Source organism: Paenibacillus sp. FSL W8-0919 (assembly GCF_038003785.1).
Classification (GTDB): Bacteria; Bacillota; Bacilli; order Paenibacillales; family Paenibacillaceae; genus Paenibacillus_AQ; species Paenibacillus_AQ lactis.
This window is the reverse complement of sequence record NZ_JBBOPV010000001.1, coordinates 1,829,106-1,850,890: the sequence shown is the minus strand read 5'-3', so window position 1 is coordinate 1,850,890 and position 21,785 is coordinate 1,829,106. Positions and strand designations below refer to the sequence as shown.

General features: G+C 55.9%; 12 protein-coding genes. 3 read left to right on the top strand and 9 right to left on the bottom strand.

Going from position 1 to position 21,785, the window contains the following annotated elements:
• Positions 1–43: 43 nt before the first annotated feature.
• The 3 genes from NST44_RS07950 to NST44_RS07940 form a co-directional block, all read right to left on the bottom strand.
• Positions 44–2,350: a helix-turn-helix domain-containing protein gene (locus tag NST44_RS07950; protein ID WP_232239334.1), complete on the bottom strand. Its 2,307-nt coding sequence runs from the start codon at positions 2,348–2,350 to the stop codon at positions 44–46.
• Positions 2,351–2,628: 278 nt separating this feature from the next.
• Entirely contained in the window at positions 2,629–5,142 is a 2,514-nt protein-coding gene (locus NST44_RS07945; protein WP_007132252.1) for a U32 family peptidase, read from the bottom strand.
• Between the two features lie 297 nt (positions 5,143–5,439).
• Complete coding sequence (locus NST44_RS07940) at positions 5,440–6,537, bottom strand: DNA alkylation repair protein (RefSeq protein WP_251535726.1); 1,098 nt, start codon at positions 6,535–6,537, stop codon at positions 5,440–5,442.
• A 424-nt stretch (positions 6,538–6,961) separates the two neighbouring features.
• Between NST44_RS07940 and NST44_RS07935 the strand changes: the two genes are divergently transcribed.
• The gene (locus NST44_RS07935; RefSeq protein ID WP_251535727.1) at positions 6,962–8,179 is read left to right on the top strand and encodes an MFS transporter; all 1,218 of its coding nucleotides are present in this window, start codon (positions 6,962–6,964) and stop codon (positions 8,177–8,179) included.
• A gap of 117 nt (positions 8,180–8,296) precedes the next feature.
• Here NST44_RS07935 and NST44_RS07930 read toward each other — a convergent pair whose 3' ends face one another.
• From NST44_RS07930 to uvrB, 6 genes are all read right to left on the bottom strand, one after another.
• Positions 8,297–10,252: a GTP-binding protein gene (locus tag NST44_RS07930; RefSeq protein WP_251535728.1), complete on the bottom strand. Its 1,956-nt coding sequence runs from the start codon at positions 10,250–10,252 to the stop codon at positions 8,297–8,299.
• A gap of 393 nt (positions 10,253–10,645) precedes the next feature.
• Positions 10,646–12,577 (bottom strand): copper amine oxidase N-terminal domain-containing protein, encoded by a 1,932-nt coding sequence (locus NST44_RS07925; protein ID WP_251535729.1) that lies wholly within the window; start codon positions 12,575–12,577, stop codon positions 10,646–10,648.
• Positions 12,574–13,602: a S1C family serine protease gene (locus NST44_RS07920; RefSeq protein ID WP_373872053.1), complete on the bottom strand. Its 1,029-nt coding sequence runs from the start codon at positions 13,600–13,602 to the stop codon at positions 12,574–12,576. Before NST44_RS07920 ends, NST44_RS07925 begins: the two co-directional genes overlap by 4 nt.
• A gap of 422 nt (positions 13,603–14,024) precedes the next feature.
• Positions 14,025–14,231 carry a hypothetical protein gene (locus NST44_RS07915; protein ID WP_007132258.1) on the bottom strand — a complete coding sequence of 69 codons (207 nt, stop codon included), beginning with the start codon at positions 14,229–14,231 and terminating at the stop codon, positions 14,025–14,027.
• A 437-nt stretch (positions 14,232–14,668) separates the two neighbouring features.
• Positions 14,669–17,536, bottom strand: a complete 2,868-nt coding sequence (uvrA, locus tag NST44_RS07910) for an excinuclease ABC subunit UvrA (protein WP_007132259.1) — start codon at positions 17,534–17,536, stop codon at positions 14,669–14,671.
• A gap of 177 nt (positions 17,537–17,713) precedes the next feature.
• Positions 17,714–19,705, bottom strand: a complete 1,992-nt coding sequence (uvrB, locus tag NST44_RS07905) for an excinuclease ABC subunit UvrB (protein WP_007132260.1) — start codon at positions 19,703–19,705, stop codon at positions 17,714–17,716.
• Positions 19,706–20,012: 307 nt separating this feature from the next.
• Here uvrB and NST44_RS07900 point away from each other — a divergent pair, with 307 nt between their 5' ends.
• On the top strand, positions 20,013–20,807 hold the full coding sequence (locus NST44_RS07900) for a flagellar motor protein (protein ID WP_144868663.1): 795 nt from the start codon (positions 20,013–20,015) through the stop codon (positions 20,805–20,807).
• Complete coding sequence (locus tag NST44_RS07895) at positions 20,791–21,603, top strand: flagellar motor protein MotB (protein ID WP_007132262.1); 813 nt, start codon at positions 20,791–20,793, stop codon at positions 21,601–21,603. Before NST44_RS07900 ends, NST44_RS07895 begins: the two co-directional genes overlap by 17 nt.
• Positions 21,604–21,785: the final 182 nt, after the last annotated feature.

Here is a 21,785-nt window from a genome sequence, read left to right as displayed (position 1 = left end):
CGCCTTCTAGGATTCCAGAACGTTTTCTTCATCCAACCGCCTTCTAGGATTCCAGCTCCGTACCCGGCGAGGCCTTCATTTTGAGCTTGCGGTAATCCCCCGGCGTCATCCCCACCGTCCGTTTGAACACCCGGCCAAACGTTATCGCGTTGGCATACCCGATTTTCTCCGCAATTTCCTGGGTCGAAAGCTCGGTACCCGCCAGCAGCTCCTCCGCCCGCTCCATCCGCAGTTGCACCAGAAAATCGACGAACTTCATATTGTATTCCATTTTAAACAGATAGCTTGCATACTTTCCGGAGATCTGGAAACGGTCGCTGAGATGCTTGAGGGATAAATCCGGATCCTCAAAATGCTCCTCGATATAATGCTTCATCTCGCTGATCATGGCACGATAGCTTTTCGTTTCGCTGAGCGCTACGTAAGTGCGGTATATTTCCGTTAAATGGTCACTGATGCTGATCTGCAGCTCATCCAGGGTCGCTGCGCCGGCAAGAACTGGCTCCATGCCTTCCGACAGCTGGCTGCGCAGCTCGTCGGATAACGCGCCGACCTCCCGGGAGAGGAGCTGAAGCATGCTTTTGACCAGAGAGCGGATGATATCATCCTTCAGCCGCTCTTCCTTGAACGAAACGAACATGTTCTTCAGCCGGGTTCTCCACCCTTCGTTATTTAAGCGGAAGTCCTTCACCAGCTCCGAAATCTCCGTCAGATAAGGAAGCAGATGGCTTAAATCGCCTTTGGACAGCTCGTCGCCGACCAGCACGGCGTGCTTGCCCATCGCCAGCCTGTGTCCAAGCGCCTCGGAGGCGGAGCGGTACGATGCTCCGATCTCCTGGAGGCCGGCAACCTTGCCGCCCAGTCCGAAGCTCACCGACATGCGGAGCTTGTCCTCGACCCAGCCCCTGCATTCCTCGGCAGCGTGGATCAGACCCTCGCGATAGTCGCCTTCATCTTCGGGCAATGCAATCAGAATACCGATGCGGCTGCCGGTAATCCATTCAAGCCAGCTGTGGAAGCCGGCGTTGCGTGAGATTTCCTGGAACACGTTCATCAACGCAAACTTCAGCACGTTCTGGTCACGGACGGTATGAACGTCCCGAAAACCGCTGTAATCATTGATTTCGCCAAGCATCACGGCATAACCGGCCGTCTTCGCCGGCAGCTGCATCGGAGCCAGCTCGGCCATGCGGGATTGCAGCTCCTCCTCGGGCTTCTGCCCGCTGATCAGGTCCATAAACAGCTGGCTGCGCTGAAGCTGAAGATTCTCGTGCTGCTTTTTGTCATAATCCATGGACCGGCTGATCAGGCTCTCAAGCGCACTGTCGATCATGGACAGCTCATCCTTGGCCGCCTGCGGCATGCTGAGCTGAATGGACTCCACGCGGTTCATCAGCGCTTTGATCGGCTGATAGTTCCGTCTGGTAATATAAACGATGTAGATAATGGCGAGCACCACGGTCACAAAGCCGATCACGATCCAGATGTAGGACACGACCGACACCCAGGCATAGAGCTGGCCCGCCCGGAGGCCGCTTTCAAACGTCCACCCCAGCTGATCCGATTGCAGCGTCGTCAGCACCTTGCCTTCTTTGGCCCGGTTATCCCCTCCCATTCGGGACGCTTCGAAGATCAGCTCTCCGCCGGAGTCCAGAATATTCAAAAAGGAAACGCTGTCATTTATCATCGGATTGATCATCTGCTCCACCCGGTAGATGCCGACGTTGATTACAAGCAGACCCTGAGTGCCGAAGGGGAGCGGCAAATTTTTATGCATGGAGATGACCTGCTTCGGCTTGCTTTCGCCCAGGCCCGTCATGGAGCGCACGGCCGACCAGCCCCGGTAATCGGGCTCCTTCAGAGCTTGCTCGATGAACGACCGGTCCGGGAACGATTGGAGCGGACTCTGGCCGCTTGTGGTTAGCACCGACTGATCCGAATGGCGGTACAAATAGACCGATTCTATCAGACCGCTTCCCGTCTGCAGTCCGCGCAGGCGCTTCACCAGCGAGTGCATCAGGTTCTGATCGGATGAAGGGTCGCTGAACAGATAGCTGGAGTAGAGGGAGCTGGTCTCCACTTCGTTCAGCACGTCCATTTCAATGGCATTGATAGAGCGGTCCAGGTCTTCCATAATAAACCGCGTGGAAATCCCGTTCGCCTTGGCCGCCTCTTCACGCGAGGCTTCGTTGAACATAATGAAAGAAAGAAACACGATGATCGTAATCGTAATGAGGAAAATGGGAAAATAGGAGAGAAGCAGCTTGCGATACCAGTTGTGCTGCAAAGGGTTCAGTCCTTTCTCTTCCAGGTTAAGCGTTTTACTTATGCTTGTGCTATATTGTAGCACGTTCTTGTCTCTCTCTGAAAGAGGGGTGTCCCTGGTGAAAGGACCTCTGGATGAAGCTGCTGCCTTCAGACGACAATCTGGACGCTAAAAAAAGGAGTGATGCCCGCACCGGCATCACTCCTTCTTATTCACACGCTTGGGATCGCTTGGTTCGAACGTTGTGCGTCCTCGCGCTTTATTTCCTTTATGGGATCGCTATGCTGCAAACGCTGCGCGTCCTCTTATCGTTCAGGGGATCGCTCACTCGCTAGCTACTTACACACCCTTACAAGCTTCCTTTATTTCACTAGCTGCCCCCGCGTTACGCCGAGCTGGTTGGTCGCCTTCAGCGTTTTCCACACCTGGGTTCCGCTGATCTCTCCGCGAAGAGCACGGTTGTACAGATCGATGACCTGATGAACCTGCTCCGGCGTTTCTTCCAGGAATTCCACCCGGTAGCGCGGCACGCCGAGCTCCATGAAGTTCGAGAGGTATTCCGCACCGGACTGCTCAATGGCGTTGTATACCGTGTTGCGGCAGCCTTCGTCCACGCGCACCGGATGGGACATGCCGATCCGGTCCTGCAGCGATGCCCGATGCGCCTCGCACGGACGTCCGCAGTTCGTGTAATCCGTGCCTTCGCTAAGGAAGGTACAGTACACGCAGTGCTCGGTATGGAACATCGGCAGATGCTGATGAATGACGATCTCCAGCTTCGACGTGTCCGCCTTGCGGAGAAGATCCACCATCTGCTGGATGTTCAGGTCATAGGAAGGCGTGACGACGTCGCAGCCGACTTCGGTGAACAGGTCAACCGTTTTGTGGTTGGCAATGTTCAGGGAGAAGTCGCCGATCAGCCGGGGATGCTTCGCCCCCGGGTTCTCCATCCGGTGGCGCAGGTAGAAATACAGCGCCCCGGTGTTGCGCACCAGCACGGCGTCCGGCTGGAGGCGCAGGATGTTGTTATGGTAGCCGTTCTCGCCCGGCATGTGGATGCGCGGCGTAGCCAGCGCAATCTGCTTGCCGGCTGCCCGGACGGCTTCCACCGCTGCCGGGAACTGCTTGATGAACTCGAAGTCGGCGTAGATCATCTCGACGCCGGCTTCGAGCGCAGCCTGCACCTGCGGCAGGCTGCGGCACAGCGCGGTCAGCTGCGCTTCCCCGCGCGCCACCGGCGCTGCAGGCGAAGCTGCATCGCCATAAACCTCCACCGCCCGCTTCACGTACACGGGCGGCTTCGGCCGCTCGCCGGCAAGCTGCTCCACCGCACGGCGGCGGATGCTGTTCAGCTCGCGAATCGGCACGATGACGTCGCCGTACAGGTCGACGTCCAGTTCCTCAAGCTGGAACACCGTTCCGCCCAGGCGGCCCAGCTGCTCCTCGAGAATCTCCCGATTCAGGGGCCGCTTTTGGGCGACTTCCAGCTCCAGCTCCGAATCCACCTGGACCGTCGTGCCCTTCTGCACATCGGTCCACCAGGTCGACAGCGGCTGTCCCGGACGTCCGCTCACCCGCACATGCACCGGGAACACCCGGTACGGCTTGTCCGTCTCGAACGTCTGGCGAAGGCGCTTGTCCAGCGCCGGATCGCTCGTCTTCCAGATCCGGTCGCCGACATGAACCTTGCGCAGATCCACATCGCTGCGGCCCGGCACGATATCGATGATCCAGCCCTCCTGCGCCTCGCCCTCCAGCTTGACGCCTTTGCGGCGCACGTCATAGACGCGCCCGCCTTCTTCCTTCTTCGTCGGGTCGCCTGCATCGAATACGATGCCGTCGCCGCGCTTCAGCGGCGCTTCCAGCTTGCAGACGACGCCGTCGCGCAGGATCTGCTCCACCCGGCCGAGATACACGCCGCGGCTTTTCGGGAATGTGCCCTCAACCAGCTTTTTATTATTCGTGCCTTCCAGGAAACCATGCGTGAAGCCGCGCGAGAAGCTCTGCTGCAGCTCGCGGACCTCTTCCTTGCTCGGACGCGCATCCTCGCCGTCGAAATAACGGTCAATGGCTTTCCGGTACTTGCTCACGACGTTCGCCACATATTCAGGGCTCTTCAGACGTCCCTCAATCTTGAAGGAGGTCACGCCCGCTTCAATCAGCTCCGGCATCAGGTCAATCGCCGCCAAATCCTTCGGAGACAGCAGGTATGCCACATCGCCCATCGGCTTCTGCTCCCCGTCCACGATCAGATCATACGGCAGGCGGCATGCCTGCGCGCACTCGCCGCGGTTTGCCGAACGGCCGCCCCACATTTCGGAGGTCAGGCACTGTCCCGAGTACGATACACACAGTGCACCGTGCACAAAAACTTCCATCGGCAGCTTCGCTTGCTCGCCAATCTTCTGAATTTGCTTCAGATTGTTCTCCCGTCCCAGCACGACCCGCTCCATATTGAACGGCTTCGTGAACTCGACCGCCTCCGGCGACGTAATCGTCATCTGGGTAGAGCCATGTATCGGGAAATCCGGCGAGATTTCGCGGATCAGCTTCACGAGCCCCAAATCCTGCACGATCACCGCGTCCACGCCAGCGTCCACGCACGCATCGATCAGTTCCTTGGCATCCTCCAGCTCGTTCTCAAACACCAGGATATTAAAGGTCAGGAACCCCTTAACCCCATAGCTGTGCAGGAATGCCATAATCTCGGGAAGCTCGTCCATCCGGAAATTGTTCGCCCGCGCCCGGGCGTTAAACTTCTCGACGCCGAAAAAAATCGCATCCGCGCCGTTCGCCACGGCCGCCCGCATGCAGTCCCAATCGCCTGCCGGCGCCAGCAGCTCCACGTCTTCTCTTCGCAACGCTTTTGTGTCCATCGATATCCTCCATCAACCGGCGCCAGGCCGGCATGCTATATATACTTTCTTCTTGTGCTCTACGAACAAGCGAAAGCAGTAAGCAAGACTGTTCTCCTGTCTCTTCCCTGCATTCTGCCCCTCATCAAACACCGTTCATTTTCATAGAATATACGACGATTCGTTATACCATCTATTGTAAAAGCATTGAAAGCTTTTCAACTTATCTAGTGTACCAGAAGTCGGGCCCTGCTTCTACCTGCTTGCTTGATTTCCACCGTTTTAATAGTGTTGCCAGAATCCGCACACAGCTATCTCCTACTCCGTTCCCTCCAGCACAAAATCCATACTCGCCAGCCGCTTGCCGTTGACGATAATATGAAGCCGATGGTCGCCGGAATAGAATCGCCGCGTGGAAATCAGCTTAAAAGATTGCTTCTTCTCCACCGTCCAGCATCCCGGAGCATACCGCTTGTCTGAGCATTTATAGCGCTTCGGAGCCAGCTTGCCGCTCGCCTTCATATAATCGATCTCATAATCGATCCTCAGGGATACTGGACTTCCCGTATCGTTCACAACCTGAAAGCTGAATTCCAGCTCCTCCCCTACCGCGATCAACGGGCGTTTGATTTTGAGCTCGCGCACTTCGATGCCCTCCAGCTCCTCGAGCTCCTGATAGCCAAAAATCTCAAGCGCCCGGATATCCCCCTTGCGCAGCAAGCTCCGGAGAGCATGCCGGACGATCCAGTCCGTCAGCGGATGCTTGCCGTACCACTTCGTGGCCAGCTCCAGCACCAGCTCGGGGTGATCCTTCGATATATCGTTCAGATGGTTCGCCACGCTTTTTCTGACATACAGGGACGGATCCTCTTTAAGCCGCTCCAGGATCGGCAGCGCCGGGCGCGGGTCGCGGATCAGGCTTGGCAGCTGGGAAGCCCAGGGCAGACGGGGTCTGATGCCTTCGCTCGCAAGCCGCCGCAGATGCTCGTCATCCGACTCTGCCCACGCCGCCATCTGCGCCAGCATTCGCTCCTGGTCCCGGATAACGAAGGGGCGCACCGCAAATTCGGCAGTCGAATAATGCGTGAATACCGCCAGAGCCTCCATCGACGTTTCCCACTGATCCATTCCGTTCAGCTCCACGTAATCCGGGAAGAAAATATACTCCACGCCCCGGAAAAACGGAGCAGCCTGCGTCAATATCGTAACCGCCTCCGGATACGAGCCAGGCAGCACTTCGGTTAGCGCCATCGTAATATGGCGGACACGCTGCTTGAACTCCTCTTGCTCCCAGGCTTCATTATGAATCAGCCCCAGAAACCGGCCTTCATCGAACTCGTTATATACCTCTCCGATTCGTCCCGCCACCGCTTGCAGCAATTCCGCTGTATATAAATCCTTTAAGGTTTCTCGCATGTCGATCTCCTTATGAAAAAAATTTTCGCTATCATTTCCTGCCCATTTTCGCTCCATCCAAAGTGCGATAATTGCGCCAGCCATGCGGCTTCCCGCCCGTAATCCCTCACGCCCTGCGACCGGAAGCGCCGTGCTCGGTGCCCTTCCCATTCCATATCATGTAGTGTAGGATGAAATTATTAGACGCCTGTCGCTGAGGAAGGTACCTGGATGCTTGGGATGATTCCAGTTTACCAAATTTGGGGGGCGTTTTGCTGTACGGGTCTTGTTCGGGGCAAATTCGATTGCCATTTTCTTTAGTCTTTTTTTATCAGGAGTTCCAGAGCTTTTTCATACATACCGCATTTTACATAGGAGACAGGGGGGGATTCAGCATCCGCAGAGGAAGATGAACGAATCATGCACATCAGGAGATGAAGAAGACATGGAAAGTTGGAAGAAAAATTTATGGATTCTATGGTTCGGTTCTTTTATCGTTTCATCAAGCTTCTCGATGGTCATTCCCTTTCTCCCGCTGTTTCTGATTGAGCTCGGCGTTACCAAGCATACGGAAATGTGGTCGGGCCTGCTGTTCAGCTCGGCCTTTTTTGCCGGTGCGCTCTCCTCGCCGTTCTGGGGAGCGGTCGGCGATAAATACGGCCGTAAACCGATGATTATTCGGGCGGGCATGGTGCTCTTCGTCATCTATGTGCTGATGTCGTTCGTCACGAACGAGTATCAGGTGCTGATCCTGCGCCTGCTTCAGGGGCTGCTGTCCGGGTTTATCCCGGGGGCCATTGCCATTGTCGGCACGAATACTCCCGAGAAAAAAGTCGGCTACGCGCTCTCCATGATGTCGACGGCAACCGCGACCGGCGGCATTATGGGACCGATGATCGGCGGTACCCTCGCCTCCCTCTTTAGCAACCGCATGGCGTTCGGACTAGCCGGGGTGCTCTGCTTTATCGCTACGCTGCTCGTCATTTTCTGGGTCAAGGAAGAGAAGTTCGTGCCGAGCAAGGAACGGGTGTCGGTCGTGAATACGTTTAAAGTCGCGGGTCATAACAAAGCGCTGCTGACCGTGCTGGCGCTCACCCTGCTGACGCAGTTTTCCGTCATGACGATTGAGCCCGTATTGCCGCTGTATATCGCGCAGATCGGCGGCTCGTCGAGCCACACCTCCATGATTGCCGGCTTCGTCTTTTCGATCGTGGGTATTGCCAGCATTCTGTTTGCCGCACGCTGGGGGCGCCTGGCCGACAAAATCGGCTTTCACAAAGTGCTGCTGATCGGTCTCCTTGCCAGCGGCATCGGGTCTCTGGCACAGATGCTGTTCAGCAATATTTGGGCGTTCTCCGCCATCCGCTTTGTCTATGGGGCCTTCTTCTGTGCCGTATTCCCGGCGCTTAACGGCCTGGTTGTCCGCAACACGCCAAGCGAGTTCAGGGGCCGGGCGTTCAGCCTGAGCCAGACGGCAAACCAAATTGGCGGCATGGCCGGTCCGCTCTTCGGCGGTCTGGTCAGCGGCATCTTCAACATTCATTCCGTATTCATGATGACCGGCATATTGATGCTGATTACGACGGTGATCACGTACTGGACGATGCGCAATTCTGGACAGTCTCCCCTGCCCGCCAAGAACAAAACATCCGCATCTTCCTAAGGTGGAAACTTTATTATACAGAGAAGGAGCGAGGCGTCTTTCATGCGCCCCGCTCCTTTCTTTTTACAATGACCCATTCCGTGACTTCCGCATGCTAATGCTCGGCCACTTCCACACTTACACATGCATAAGCTTGTCCGCCTCATCCCACGGTACCGCATAGCCCGCTCCCTTCGCGCAGAAGATGGAGGATGAGGTGTACTCGGGGTCGGCATTTTTGTCGTACCCGATTCGGCGGATCACTTCTTCTTCGTTATGGCAGCGGTCATAACCGCCGTAGGTCAGGGTGATCGCTCCCCTCCCCTTCGTATAGGCCGCCAATTCCATCGCATAATTCATCAGGGTAGAGACCGGGGCGGTGCCTGTTACCGTCACCTTGTCTCCCGTCGTGTCCGGCGGCTCGAACGTCGCCTTGGCCTGTGTCAGATCCGACAGCAGCCGGCCGATGTGCTCGAGCTCCACTTTGATTTTGAACTGATAATAAGGCTCCAGCAGCAAACTCGTCGTTTTCTCCAGCCCTTGTCTGAGCGCGCGGAAGGTCGCTTCGCGAAAATCCCCGCCATGGGTATGCTTGTTATGCGCCCGTCCTTTTAACAGCGTGATCTTCATGTCGGTCAACGGAGAGCCCGTGAGCAGCCCATGATGCTCCCGCTCGCCGATGTGCTGGGCGACGAGATGCTGGTAGTTCACCGGCAGCATGTCGGGATGGCATGCATTCGCAAACACGATGCCGCTGTTACGCTCTCCCGGCTCCAGCTTCAGATGAACCTCCGCATAATGCTTGAGCGGCTCGAAATGCCCGCTGCCGATGCTCGGATGGGCGATCGTTTCTTTATATAATATCTCCGGCTCGGCGAATCCGATCCGGTGTCCGAACCGTTCGTCCACGATCCGCTGCAGCACCTCCAGCTGAATGGTCCCCATGACATGGAGATGGATGCCCTGGGAAGCCTCATCCCACTGGACGGACAGGGAGGGATCCTCAGCATCCAGCAGCCGGAAGATCCGCAGCATGTCCTTCGGATGGACCGAGGAATCGAACTGTACCTTCGATTTCAGCGTAGGCACGAGCTCATAGACCGTTCTGCCGCCAAGCGCCCCCAAGCCGTCCCCGGCCGATGCCGATGACAGCCCGGTCACCACGAACAAGTCCCCGGCGCTGACCTCATCGACCATGGTAAATTTCTTGCCGTGAACCAGGCGAATTCCGGTGATCTTCTCCCGCATGCCGGCAGGGCCGCCGTGATAGGTAACTTCATCCCGTACACGCAGCTTGCCGCTCAAAGCTTTTATATAGGTCAGCCTGGTTCCCTGATCGTCATGGCGGATTTTGTACACCCGGCCGGAGAACTCCGCCTCCCTGTCATAATCGGTATGAAGGAGGCTGTCCAGCTGGAGCAGAAAGTGGGACACGCCGATATTTTGCAGAGCCGAGCCGCTAAAGCACGGGAAGATTCGTCCATCGTGAATCATCTCTCTCATTGCACTCAGCCATGTGCCCGCATCGAACCCTTGGTCGATATACTGCTCCAGGAGTCTCTCGTCCCGCTCGGCAACGGCCTCTGCCAGAGAGGGCGACATCCCGCCTTCATGCAGCTTGTCTCCCTCGGAAATCAAACAGACATCTTCAGTAAGCTCCCGTCTGATCTCTTCGAGCACCCTTTCGGGATCTGCTCCCGTTCGATCGATTTTATTCAGGAAAAAGAAGGTCGGCACCCCATACTTGCGCAGCAGCTGCCACACCGTCTCCGTATGGCCTTCCACGCCTTCCACCGCACTGATCACGACGACGGCGGCATCCATAACCTGAATGGCCCGCTCCATCTCCGGCGAGAAGTCGACATGTCCGGGCGTGTCGATCAGATAATAGGTCGAGCCTTGAAACGGCATGATCGCCTGATCCGCAAATACCGTGATGCCCCGCTCTTTTTCAATGTCGTGGTTATCCATGTAAGCGTTCCGGTGATCCACCCGTCCGCGTTCCTGAATGGTATGTGTTAAATATAGAAGCTGCTCCGCCAGCGTGGTTTTGCCTGCATCCACATGGGCGAACAGACCGATCGTTTTGTTCAATGCGATCCCCTCATTCCTCTACCCGGTATTCGTGCCTAGCAAGTCGGTGTTATTGTATCACAGCGGGCAGTCGGCAGGAACTGTCGTAAACGCGGTCAACATAGCTATTATCAGCAGGCGCCCAGGCATCTTTCACTTAGAACGCATTCCGTTTTGATGGCTTCGATCGGTTCGATTTCTTCCGAATCCATTCCCTTTCTCCCCCTCATCCTCCCGATTCATCCAACACAAGCTCCATGGCCAAAAAAATCGCCGTCCCCGCACCAAGAGGTGCTCTTTGGGAACAGCGATTCGGCCCGGGCCGCGATAGCCCTCATTTCAATTTAACTCATCAACTCGGAACCTCATAAGGTTAACTCATTATCCCGGCACTCCATAAGCCCTGCCTGGACATTACTTGACGAACTCAAAGGAGGACAGCGTCCGTTCGAGTGCAGCCTGCTGGGCTTCCGTTGCATTGGCATCATTCAGCGTGGTGATGATCGTATAGGTGTTGCCCCCGTTCTCGAACACCAGCTCCCGGGTCGTATATTCAATGCCATTCTTGACCTGATGCACATTGAAGGACACCGCCGGAACACCGGCAACCGTCATCTGCTCGATCCCCAGCAGCTTAAGCGATGCGCCCGGCACAGACGCGGCTTCATTGTAGTAACGCTTCAGCTGGCTAACCACGTATTCCGCGGTAGTATCCTTCTGGACGGCAAGCTCAAACCGGCCTCCGGCAAACGCATATTCGATATTCTCCTGCTCGAACTGATCGCGCACCGGCTCCCAATACTTTGGAATATCAATATGATAGCGATATGTCCGGGAGCTCTTCGCGCTCATCCGCGTTTTGTCCGTGAGGAAGCCTTCTTCACCGATTCGTCCGAAGTTCTCCGGTACCGCCTCATAATCGATTTCCACCGATTCCAGCACCTTCTTCCAACTCGCGGCCGTGGCTTCCTGCCCTTCCGGCACCGCATATTCCAAATAGTAGCGGTAGCCGTTCTTCTGAACCATCACTTCATACTCCGTGATCCACTTGTCGCCGTACGTATACCGCACTTCCTGAACCTGTCCCCGGACCCCTGAAATTTCGACAGGCGTTACGCCAATAATCTGGTACGCATCCTTCACGAACGACTCCGCGAACCAATCCTGAAGCCGCTGCGCCCAGGCTGCCAGCGTGCCGTTCGCTCCGGCCGGCGCCGATGTGACCGATACGGACAAGTATCCCTGTTTCTCGGCCCCGTACAGCATCTCCCGATTGTCGATCTCCCAGCCGGCCGGCACCATCAGGCGGATGCCGTATTCTGCATTGCCGGCCTCGCGCAGCCCGTTCACGACCGTCGAGATATCTTTAAGCGACTTATCCGATCCGTTATACGAGGTACGGAACGAACCGAGCAGCCCTGCATGCTTATCCATATCACGATAGTGGACCGCCTCCGCATCCGCAAAATACAGCTCGTACAACTTCTTGTTGTCATAATACTGCCGGCTTTCCCACAGCACGCCGTCCACGTCGCGGGAAACAATGCGGGCATAAGGCAGCGCTCCGGCTTCGACCTTCTCCTCGTGCAGCACGATGTCGCCGGATGCCTCGACCTCCTTCACCAGCTGTTCGAGGAGATCATCCGTGTCCAGCTCCACCTCTTGCGGGGTTACATGCACCTCCAGGTAATAGCGGCCCGCGGTGTCATTGAATGCAGTCCCGCTCTCATCATCCGAGCCTCGCCCGACCATCATCCAGGACGGGTAATTGATGCTCCAGCCGTAATAGCTGTTGCCGATTCGGGTCTTGCCGTTGCTTGTGTTGATCGCATCCTCGTCGCGCTTCTCTTCCTTATCGGTAATGGTCAGGCTGATCGACAGCTTTCCTTGAGCCGAGGTTACCTTAGCGCCGATCCCTGATGCCACGTTCCGCAGCGGTACCATGAGCGTTCCCGAGACCATCGTCGGGGCAGCCGGCAGCTGCACCTTCTTGCCGTCGATCCAGGCCGTCTTGTTATCGATCACAAGCACGACCGTGTGGGGCCCCTGCAGCAGCCGAACCCGATTCTCTCCTTCGAGCCGAATCTCGGTGCCAAACGCTTTCTTGAATACGCTTAGCGGCACCATCAGCACGCCTTGCTTCACAACCGGCTTCGCGATTTCGTACGCATTGCCGTTGACGGAAGCCTTACTGCTGCCGCTCTGAATCGTCAGCACCCGCTTCTCCGATGCCGCATCGCCCCATGCCGGAATCGATAATGCTGCCAGCAGTACCGCCGATGACAAAGCTCCGACAGCCATCTTTCTCAGCCCGCGCGATATTCCGGTTCTCTCTCCCTTGATCATGCGCTTTCGCCTCCCTCATCGTCAGTCGATACAGCGGAAGCGCCGTCCCGGCTGAGCTTCAGGCTGACGTTTACAATATCCCCGTCCCGCTGCATCAGCAGGCGAACCTGCTGTCCCGGCGTGTAGGACTTCAGCCGCTCATTAATATCCACCACGGAGTAGACACGCTTTCCATTGATGCCATACAGCACGTCTCCCTCCGCTATTCCAGCCTTCTTGGCCTCGGCGGACAGCACCTTGGTGACCGTCAGCGGGTCATCCGAAGGCAGCCCGACAATGGCGGACCAGCTTTCCTCCAGCTCCAGCCCAAGCGTGGCTCTCCGAACCTCGCCGTACTTCAGCAGATGATCGACAACATACCGGACGGTTTCCGCCGGAATGGAGAAGCCCATGTTTTCGATGCCGACAGCGGCGAATTTCTTGCTATTGATGCCGATGACCTCGCCCTTTAAATTGACAAGCGGTCCTCCGCTATTTCCCGGATTGATTGCAGTATCCGTCTGAATCAATCGGTAGGAGCCGTCAACGCTCCGGTTCAGCCCGCTGACCACCCCGACCGAAGCGGAGTTCCGAAGCGAGAACGAGATCGGCGTACCGATTGCAACGACCGTCTCACCAACCACTGCCTCCTGGGCGGTAACCGCGAACACAGCTGGCTTGAGGGATTTGGCGTTGATTTTGACGAGTGCGATATCACTCTTCGGATCGCTAAAAACAGCCTTTGCCTTATAGGACTTGCCGTCGGACGTAACGACGGTAATGCCGCTTAGCCCGTCCACTACATGGGCGTTCGTTACGATCCAGCCGTCCGCTTTCCAGATGACGCCCGTTCCGTGCGCCAGATTATATCGATCATCCACTTCGCCCGGTGTTCCCTGGGCCACTTTACCGATAATGCCCACTACCGACGGCGATAATCGGCTAATCACGCTTGGTACCGTTTCTGGCTCGTATGTACTCTTGACTATAAAGCTTTCTGTCGCTGCAGCCTCCCCTTCCAGAATGGCCCCATGGCTTCCTAGCATGAGCGCAGTGCTCAGCAGCAGCGCCGTTGATACTTTGTATCCGCGTCTCTTCATTTGTTCACCTGTTCCTCCCCGGTCCCATCCTCGATCCCGTTTCACGGTCACTCCTATAATTTATCATATTTTTCCATATGCAACCATGACTTTAAGACCTATATCATGTGCACTATTGAACGGAATGCAAGACAGGTGCGTAATAATTTCTGCAAACATAATCGCATGGCTGCATTACACTGGGTTTCGGTACAACTAGCACAATGTCAGCCGGTCAAAGCGCATTCGATCAGTCACCGGATCCTTGTCCGGTACATGGACGAACAGAACACAAAAAGACGCTCTCCCTGCTCCATGCAGGCGGCGTCTTGTTTGTATGTATTACCCCTTCGTCATGACCATTCATTACGATCGTCCGTACGGTTTAACTATTTGAACCAACCGGTAACCATCGCGTAGTCCGAGTACAGGAACACGAGCAAGCTGACGATACCGAAAGCGATTGCGAATTTATTTTTTTGGCGGGCCATCAGCAAGCGAACCACACCAACAAAAATGAGAATGGTGAACAGGATCATAAAGATATCGAAATACTTGAACTTGGCAGTTGCATCCGATACAGCTGCAAGGAACATGAGACGTACCTCCTCGTGAGTTTCTTTCTCGGGCAAATTTGCATATCTTCTTCTATGTTATCCGTGAGTCCGCCAAGATGCAAGTCCCAGTGACCACAAAATGAAAAAAAGTCATAGAAATTTCTCATATTTAACCAGTCACTTCGTTTTTGGCGTGAAAATAATCATATTCTTGGGGCTTGGTAACATAACACAAAGGCCGCTACAATGGCGGATTGTTCTTCGATCATTGTTATATCCTGGAACAGGAATGGCCCTATCCTGAAGGTAAAATCAGCATAAGCTGCCATCCTTAGGATGACCGCTTATGCCGGTCATTTATTCGTTTGGCTTCAGGCCAACGTTCGGATTCTGAATCCATTCCGCATCCTAATAAAAAGAGCACCCGATGATCCATTCATCGGGTGCTCGGCAAGGATTCGAGAAGCGGCAGCTCCTTAACGGGCAGCCTCTACCTTATTCAGCTCCGCCGTCCGCTTCGTGTCGCGTTCCAATACCGGCTTCAGATATTTGCCTGTGTAAGACTGAGGCACCTTCACGATGTCCTCCGGCGTTCCGGTAGCGATGATGGTGCCGCCGCCGCTTCCGCCTTCCGGACCAAGGTCAATGATATAATCAGCCGTCTTAATGACATCCAGGTTATGCTCAATGACCAGCACCGATTCGCCGGAATCGACTAACCGGTGAAGCACGGTAAGCAGGCGGTCGATATCGTCCACATGCAAGCCCGTGGTCGGCTCATCCAGGATATACATCGTCTTGCCCGTGCTCCGGCGATACAGCTCCGAAGCCAGCTTCACGCGCTGTGCCTCCCCGCCGGAGAGCGTCGTGGCCGGCTGCCCGAGCGTAATATACCCGAGACCGACATCCATCAGCGTCTGCATCTTTCGGTGGATCTTCGGAATGTTCTGGAAGAACTCGGTGGCATTCTCCACCGTCATCTCCAGCACTTCCGATATATTTTTGCCTTTGTATTTAACCTCGAGCGTCTCCCGGTTATACCGTTTGCCCTTGCATACTTCGCATGGCACATAAATATCCGGCAGGAAATGCATCTCGATCTTGATGATGCCGTCGCCGCGGCAGGCCTCACAGCGGCCGCCCTTGACGTTGAAGCTGAAGCGGCCTTTCTTGTATCCGCGTATCTTCGCTTCATTCGTCTGGGCGAAGATATCCCGAATATCGTCGAACACGCCGGTATAGGTGGCCGGGTTCGAGCGCGGCGTACGACCGATCGGCGACTGGTCGATATCGATCACTTTCTCGACATGCTCAAGTCCCTTGATCTCACGATACTGACCCGGGCGTACTTTCGCTTTGTTCAAATCCCGAGCAAGCGTCTTGTACAGAATCTCGTTCACCAAGGTCGATTTCCCTGAACCGGACACGCCGGTTACCGCCGTAAAGACGCCGATCGGAAACTTAACGTTGATGTTCTTGAGGTTGTTCTCCTTCGCTCCCTTGATTTCGAGCCAGCGTCCATCCGGCTTCCGGCGCTCCAGATTAACCGGGATGAACTTGCGGCCGCTCAAGTATTGGCCGGTCAGAGAATTCGGGTCCTCCATAATTTCCTTCGGCGTTCCTTGGGCAATAACCTGCCCGCCATGAATGCCGGCACCCGGACCGATATCGATGATATAATCGGCAGCCATCATCGTATCCTCGTCATGCTCAACGACGATGAGCGTGTTCCCTAGATCCCGCATATGCTCCAGCGTAGCAATCAGGCGGTCATTATCGCGCTGGTGAAGACCGATGCTGGGCTCGTCCAAAATATAGAGTACGCCCATCAAGCTCGAGCCGATCTGCGTGGCGAGCCGGATCCGCTGCGCTTCGCCGCCGGAGAGGGTCCCTGCCGAACGGCTGAGGGTCAAATAATCCAGACCCACATTGACGAGGAAGCCCAGCCGGCTGTGAATCTCCTTCAGAATCAGATTGGCGATCTGCCGCTCTTTCTCGGTCAAATCCAGCGATTCGAAAAACTTCAGCGACTCTCCGATCGACAGGCTGGTGACATAAGCCATGTTACGGTCATTGATCGTAACGGCCAAGCTCTCCTTGCGGAGGCGGTGTCCCTTACATACATCGCATGGCTTGCTGCTCATGTAGCCTTCGATATATTCGCGAATGCCCTCGGAATTCGTATCGCGATAACGGCGCTCCAGGTTCGGGATGATGCCCTCGAAGGTGACATACGCTTCCTTTCGCTGTCCGAAATCATTCTCATAACGGAAGTGCACCTTCTCGTTGCCCGTTCCGTACAGCAGCTTATTCATCTGCTCCTGGCTTAATTCGCTCACAGGCACATCCTGCGGAATGCCGTAATGCTGGCATACCGATTTCAGGAATTGCGGGTAATACGTCGATGTGCCGCCGCTCCAGGCCAAAAATGCCCCTTCCTCGATGCTCTTGCTCGTGTCCGGCACCAGCAGCTCGGGATCAACGATCATCTCCACGCCCAAGCCGTCGCAATCCGGACACGCGCCGAACGGGGTATTAAAGGAAAACATTCTCGGCGTCAGCTCTTCCATGCTGAATCCGCAGATCGGGCAGGCAAAGTTCGAGCTGAACCGCAGCTCCTCCTGGCCGATAATATCGACCAGCAGCTGCCCGCCGGACAGGTTAAGCGCGGTCTCGATGGAATCTGCCAGGCGCGCCTCGATATCCTCTTTAACGACGATGCGGTCAACGACAACCTCGATGGTATGCTTCTTGTTCTTCTCGAGCTCAATGCTCTCGGACAGGTCGCGAAGCTCGCCGTCGACCCGCACGCGGACGAAGCCCTGCTTCGCAATGTCCGTGAACAGGTTCTTATGCTCGCCTTTTCGTCCGGAAACGACCGGGGCCAAAATTTGCAGCCTTGTCTTCTCCGGGTACTGCATAATGCGGTCCACCATCTGCTCTACCGTCTGGGACGTTATCTCCACGCCGTGCTCCGGACAGTGGGGATGCCCGATCCGGGCAAACAGAAGCCGCAGATAATCATAAATTTCGGTGACCGTACCTACGGTCGAACGCGGGTTGCGGCTGGTCGTCTTCTGGTCGATCGAGATGGCCGGGGACAGACCGTCGATCGAATCCACATCCGGCTTCTCCATCTGCCCGAGGAACTGCCGGGCATATGCGGAGAGCGATTCTACATACCGGCGCTGCCCCTCGGCATAAATGGTGTCAAACGCGAGGGAGGATTTGCCCGAGCCGCTAAGTCCGGTCAGCACAACAAACTTGTCGCGCGGGATCGTGATGTCGATATTCTTCAAATTGTGTGCGCGGGCGCCTTTAATCACAATATTCTCACTGGCCAAACGATATCATCTCCTACTCCGTGCATAAAAATATGAGCCTGTATATATGAACCAAGAAGAACGACCTCCTTGGGCCGTCCTCCTTGTTATCCAAATCCAAAATCCAGCATAATGCCCGCGGGAAGCTAATTGCCGGGCATGACTCGCCTAATGCGGAGCTCCGATAAGATAAGCTCCTTACTCGGCTTGAAGCTCCAGCAGCGCATCACGAAGCTCTGCGGCACGCTCGAACTGGAGATTCTTCGCGGCTTCCTTCATTTCGGCTTCCAGGCGCTGAATCAGGCTTTGACGCTCCTTCTTCGACATCTTCTGCTTGTCGCCGGCCAAATAGTCCGCCTTGCCCTCGGCCACCTTCGTCGCTTCAATGACGTCCCGCACCTTCTTGCGGATCGTCTGCGGCGTAATGCCGTGCTTCTCGTTGTAGGCAACCTGAATGCTGCGGCGGCGCTCCGTCTCCTTAATCGCCCGATCCATCGAATCGGTAATCTTGTCTCCGTACATGATGACCTTGCCGTCCGAGTTCCGGGCGGCGCGGCCGATCGTCTGGATCAGGGACCGGTCGGAGCGGAGGAAGCCTTCCTTATCCGCGTCCAGAATCGCTACCAGGGACACCTCCGGCAGGTCAAGGCCTTCCCGGAGCAGGTTAATTCCGACCAATACGTGGAATGTCCCCAAGCGCAGGTCGCGCAGGATCTGCATCCGCTCCAGCGTCTTAATATCGGAGTGCATGTAGCGGACCTTGATGCCAATCTCCTTGAGGTAATCGGTCAAGTCTTCCGCCATCTTCTTCGTAAGCGTCGTAATCAGCACACGTTCGTCACGGTCAACCCGCTCCCGGATCTCGCCGATCAGATCGTCGATCTGCCCTTCCGTCGGCCGCACGTCAATGATCGGATCGAGCAGCCCGGTCGGCCGGATGATCTGCTCCACCATCGTATCGCAGTGCTCAAGCTCATAAGGCCCCGGCGTTGCGGATACATAGATAATCTGGTTGACCTTCTCCTCGAACTCCTCGAACTTCAGTGGACGGTTATCGAGCGCCGACGGCAGGCGGAACCCGTGCTCCACGAGCACTGTCTTCCTTGCGCGGTCGCCGTTGTACATGGCCCGGATCTGCGGCAGCGTCACGTGCGATTCGTCGATCACGATCAGCATGTCGTCCGGGAAATAATCGAGCAGCGTATACGGGGTTGCCCCCGGCTCCCGGAACGTCAGCGGCCCCGAATAGTTCTCGATGCCGGAGCAGAATCCGACTTCCTTCATCATCTCGATATCATAACGCGTACGCTGCTCCAGCCGCTGCGCTTCGAGCAGCTTGCCCTCGGAGCGGAGCTGCTCGAGGCGCTCCTCCAGCTCCCGCTCGATATTGATCAGCGCAACCCGCATCGTCTCTTCGCGGGTTACGAAGTGGGAGGCCGGGAAGATCGCAATATGCTCGCGCTCTCCGACCAGCTCTCCCGTCAGGACGTCAATCTCCGTTATTCGCTCGATTTCGTCGCCGAACAGCTCGACGCGAACCGCATGCTCGCCCTTCGAGGCAGGGAATATCTCGATGACGTCTCCGCGGACGCGGAACGTGCCGCGCACGAAATTGATATCGTTGCGCTGGTACTGAATATCAACAAGCCGCGCCAGAATCTGATTGCGCGGCTTCTCCATGCCTACCCGGAGCGAGAGCAGCAATTCCCCGTATTCCTTCGGCGATCCCAAGCCGTAAATGCACGATACGCTCGCAACGATGATGACATCCCGCCGCTCGAACAGCGAGCTCGTGGCCGAGTGACGAAGCTTGTCGATCTCTTCGTTGATGCTGGAATCCTTCTCGATATACGTATCTGAAGAAGGGATGTACGCTTCCGGCTGATAGTAATCGTAGTAGCTGACAAAGTAATCAACCGAATTGTTCGGGAAAAACTCCTTGAATTCGCTCGCCAGCTGTGCGGCAAGCGTCTTGTTATGCGCAATGACAAGGGTCGGCCGGTTGACTCTGGCGATGGTCTGCGCGATCGTAAACGTCTTGCCGGTTCCTGTTGCACCGAGCAGGGTCTGGTGCTTCTTCCCCTGGCGCAGCCCTTCAACCAGCTGCTCGATCGCAGCCGGCTGGTCGCCTTGCGGCTGGAACTCGGACTCAATCTCAAAGGATTTGGTACTGACAACTAAATCGCTCATTGTCCATCATCACCCTTATGCTCTAAAATGTAAATCATACTAAAAGATATGTCGAAATTTCCCGATGATATAGATATTGGGAAATTAGTGGTGTCGGTTAACAGGAATAAGAATATCTGTTCCCGTCTCATTATACCCTTTACGTTTTTTTGATGCAAACAATTTCATGGAATATTCAGCAGCCCGCGATCCGGTAAATTTAGCGCGGGCAAACGTGCGCTTTTCGGTCCGTTTTAAATTGCCTTAAACGGTTTCTAGTGAGTTCAATCATGGTTCAACTATAAATAAAGGAGATGATTACAGCATTATGGATATAACAATCATTATCGGCATCCTGGCCGGACTCGCGGCCCTCATCGGAGGCTTCCTCTGGGAAGGCGGACATATCGGAGGGCTGATGCAGGGCGCGGCAGCGCTGATCGTGTTCGGCGGAACCGTGGCCGCTGTCCTCATCAGCTTCCCGCTCTCCCGTCTTCGAACCATCCCCGCCGCTCTCCGGCTGGCCTTCGGCCGCAGCGTCCGTTCACCGGGCGAGCTTATCGATTCGCTGGTCGATATGTCGGTTATTGCGCGAAGAGACGGCGTTCTGGCCTTGGAGCGCGTCTCGGACGAGCATGCCGATCCTTTTCTGAGAGAAGGGATGCAGATGGTCGTCGACGGCACCGATCCCGAAATGGTCCGCCAAATCCTTGAGCTTGAAATCCAGGCCGCCGAGCAGAAGCACGAAGGCTACGCTAAAATTTTCGAGTCTGCCGGAGGCTATGCGCCCACGATGGGGATTATCGGAACCGTCATGGGATTGATCCATGTGCTCGGCAGTTTGCAGGAGCCTACGAATCTCGGCCCTTCGATTGCCGTCGCGTTCACAGCTACCTTATACGGTGTTGCCAGCGCCAATATTATCTTTTTGCCCATTGCAACGAAGATTAAAGCACGTTCCGAAGAAGAAATTGTAAATATGGAGCTCCTGCTGGAAGGCATTCTAGCCATTCAGAACGGAGAGCACCCGCTTATCGTCCGCAAGAAGCTGGCCTCCTTCGCATCGGCGGGCAGGTTGGATGGACCGGCATCAAGGGGGTTCGCCCATGAGTGGACCGAATAGACGGAGGCGGCGCTCCCGTCCGCAGGCTGGCGGCGATCAGCGCGACCGCTGGATGATCACCTATGCGGATCTGATTACTTTGCTGCTGATATTTTTTGTCGTCATGTATGGGATGAGCCGTTTGGATCCGGAAAAATATCAATTGGTCACCGAGTCGCTGCAGGCCACCTTTCAGAGCGGGGACAGTATTCTGGAGATGGGCTCCGGCATAACCGGCACGGCCGATACGGAGAACCACAAGAACCCTCCTTCCAAGGCTGAGGAAGACAGCGCCGATGATGCCGAAGACGCCGGGCCGTTAAGCGAGCGTGAGCTCGCCTTCCGCGCCCAGGAAGAGGAGCTGGCGAGCTTCATGGGACTCATTCAGCAATATGTGAAGGATAACCAGCTCGAGGACGATATTTTCATCTCGGACGAGCCCCAAGGAATCGCCATTACGTTAAGCGACCGCTTCCTGTTCGATGTCGGCCGGGCGGAATTGAAGCCGGGTGCAGCTCCCGTGCTCGGCAAGCTGGCGAGCCTGTTCAAAAATTTGGATTCCACCGTCAGCATCGAAGGCCATACGGACGATGTGCCGATCGGACGCGGCTCCATCTACAAGGATAATTGGGAGCTTTCCGGCGCACGCGCCATGTCGGTGCTTCGCTTCTTCTTAGAGAAGGAAGGGCTGGATCCAGCGGACTTCCAGTATGCGGGATATGCGGATACAAGACCGGCCGCGGACAATACCACTCCTGAAGGCCGACAGAAAAACCGCCGGGTCGAGATCACCGTGCTGCGACAGCTTCGCCAGTAGCAGGCACCGACTCTCAACGTGAGCGCGGCATTCAAATCTTGCGAGTTGCCGATAAAGCACTCCCTTTCACATCATCATCAAAGGCCAGGCCGCAGGTTGCGGTCTGGCCTTTGATTTTCTTAGCTATCACGATCGGCACTCGTCAACGAAGCTCGACAGACGAATCATTACAAGATCCGGCT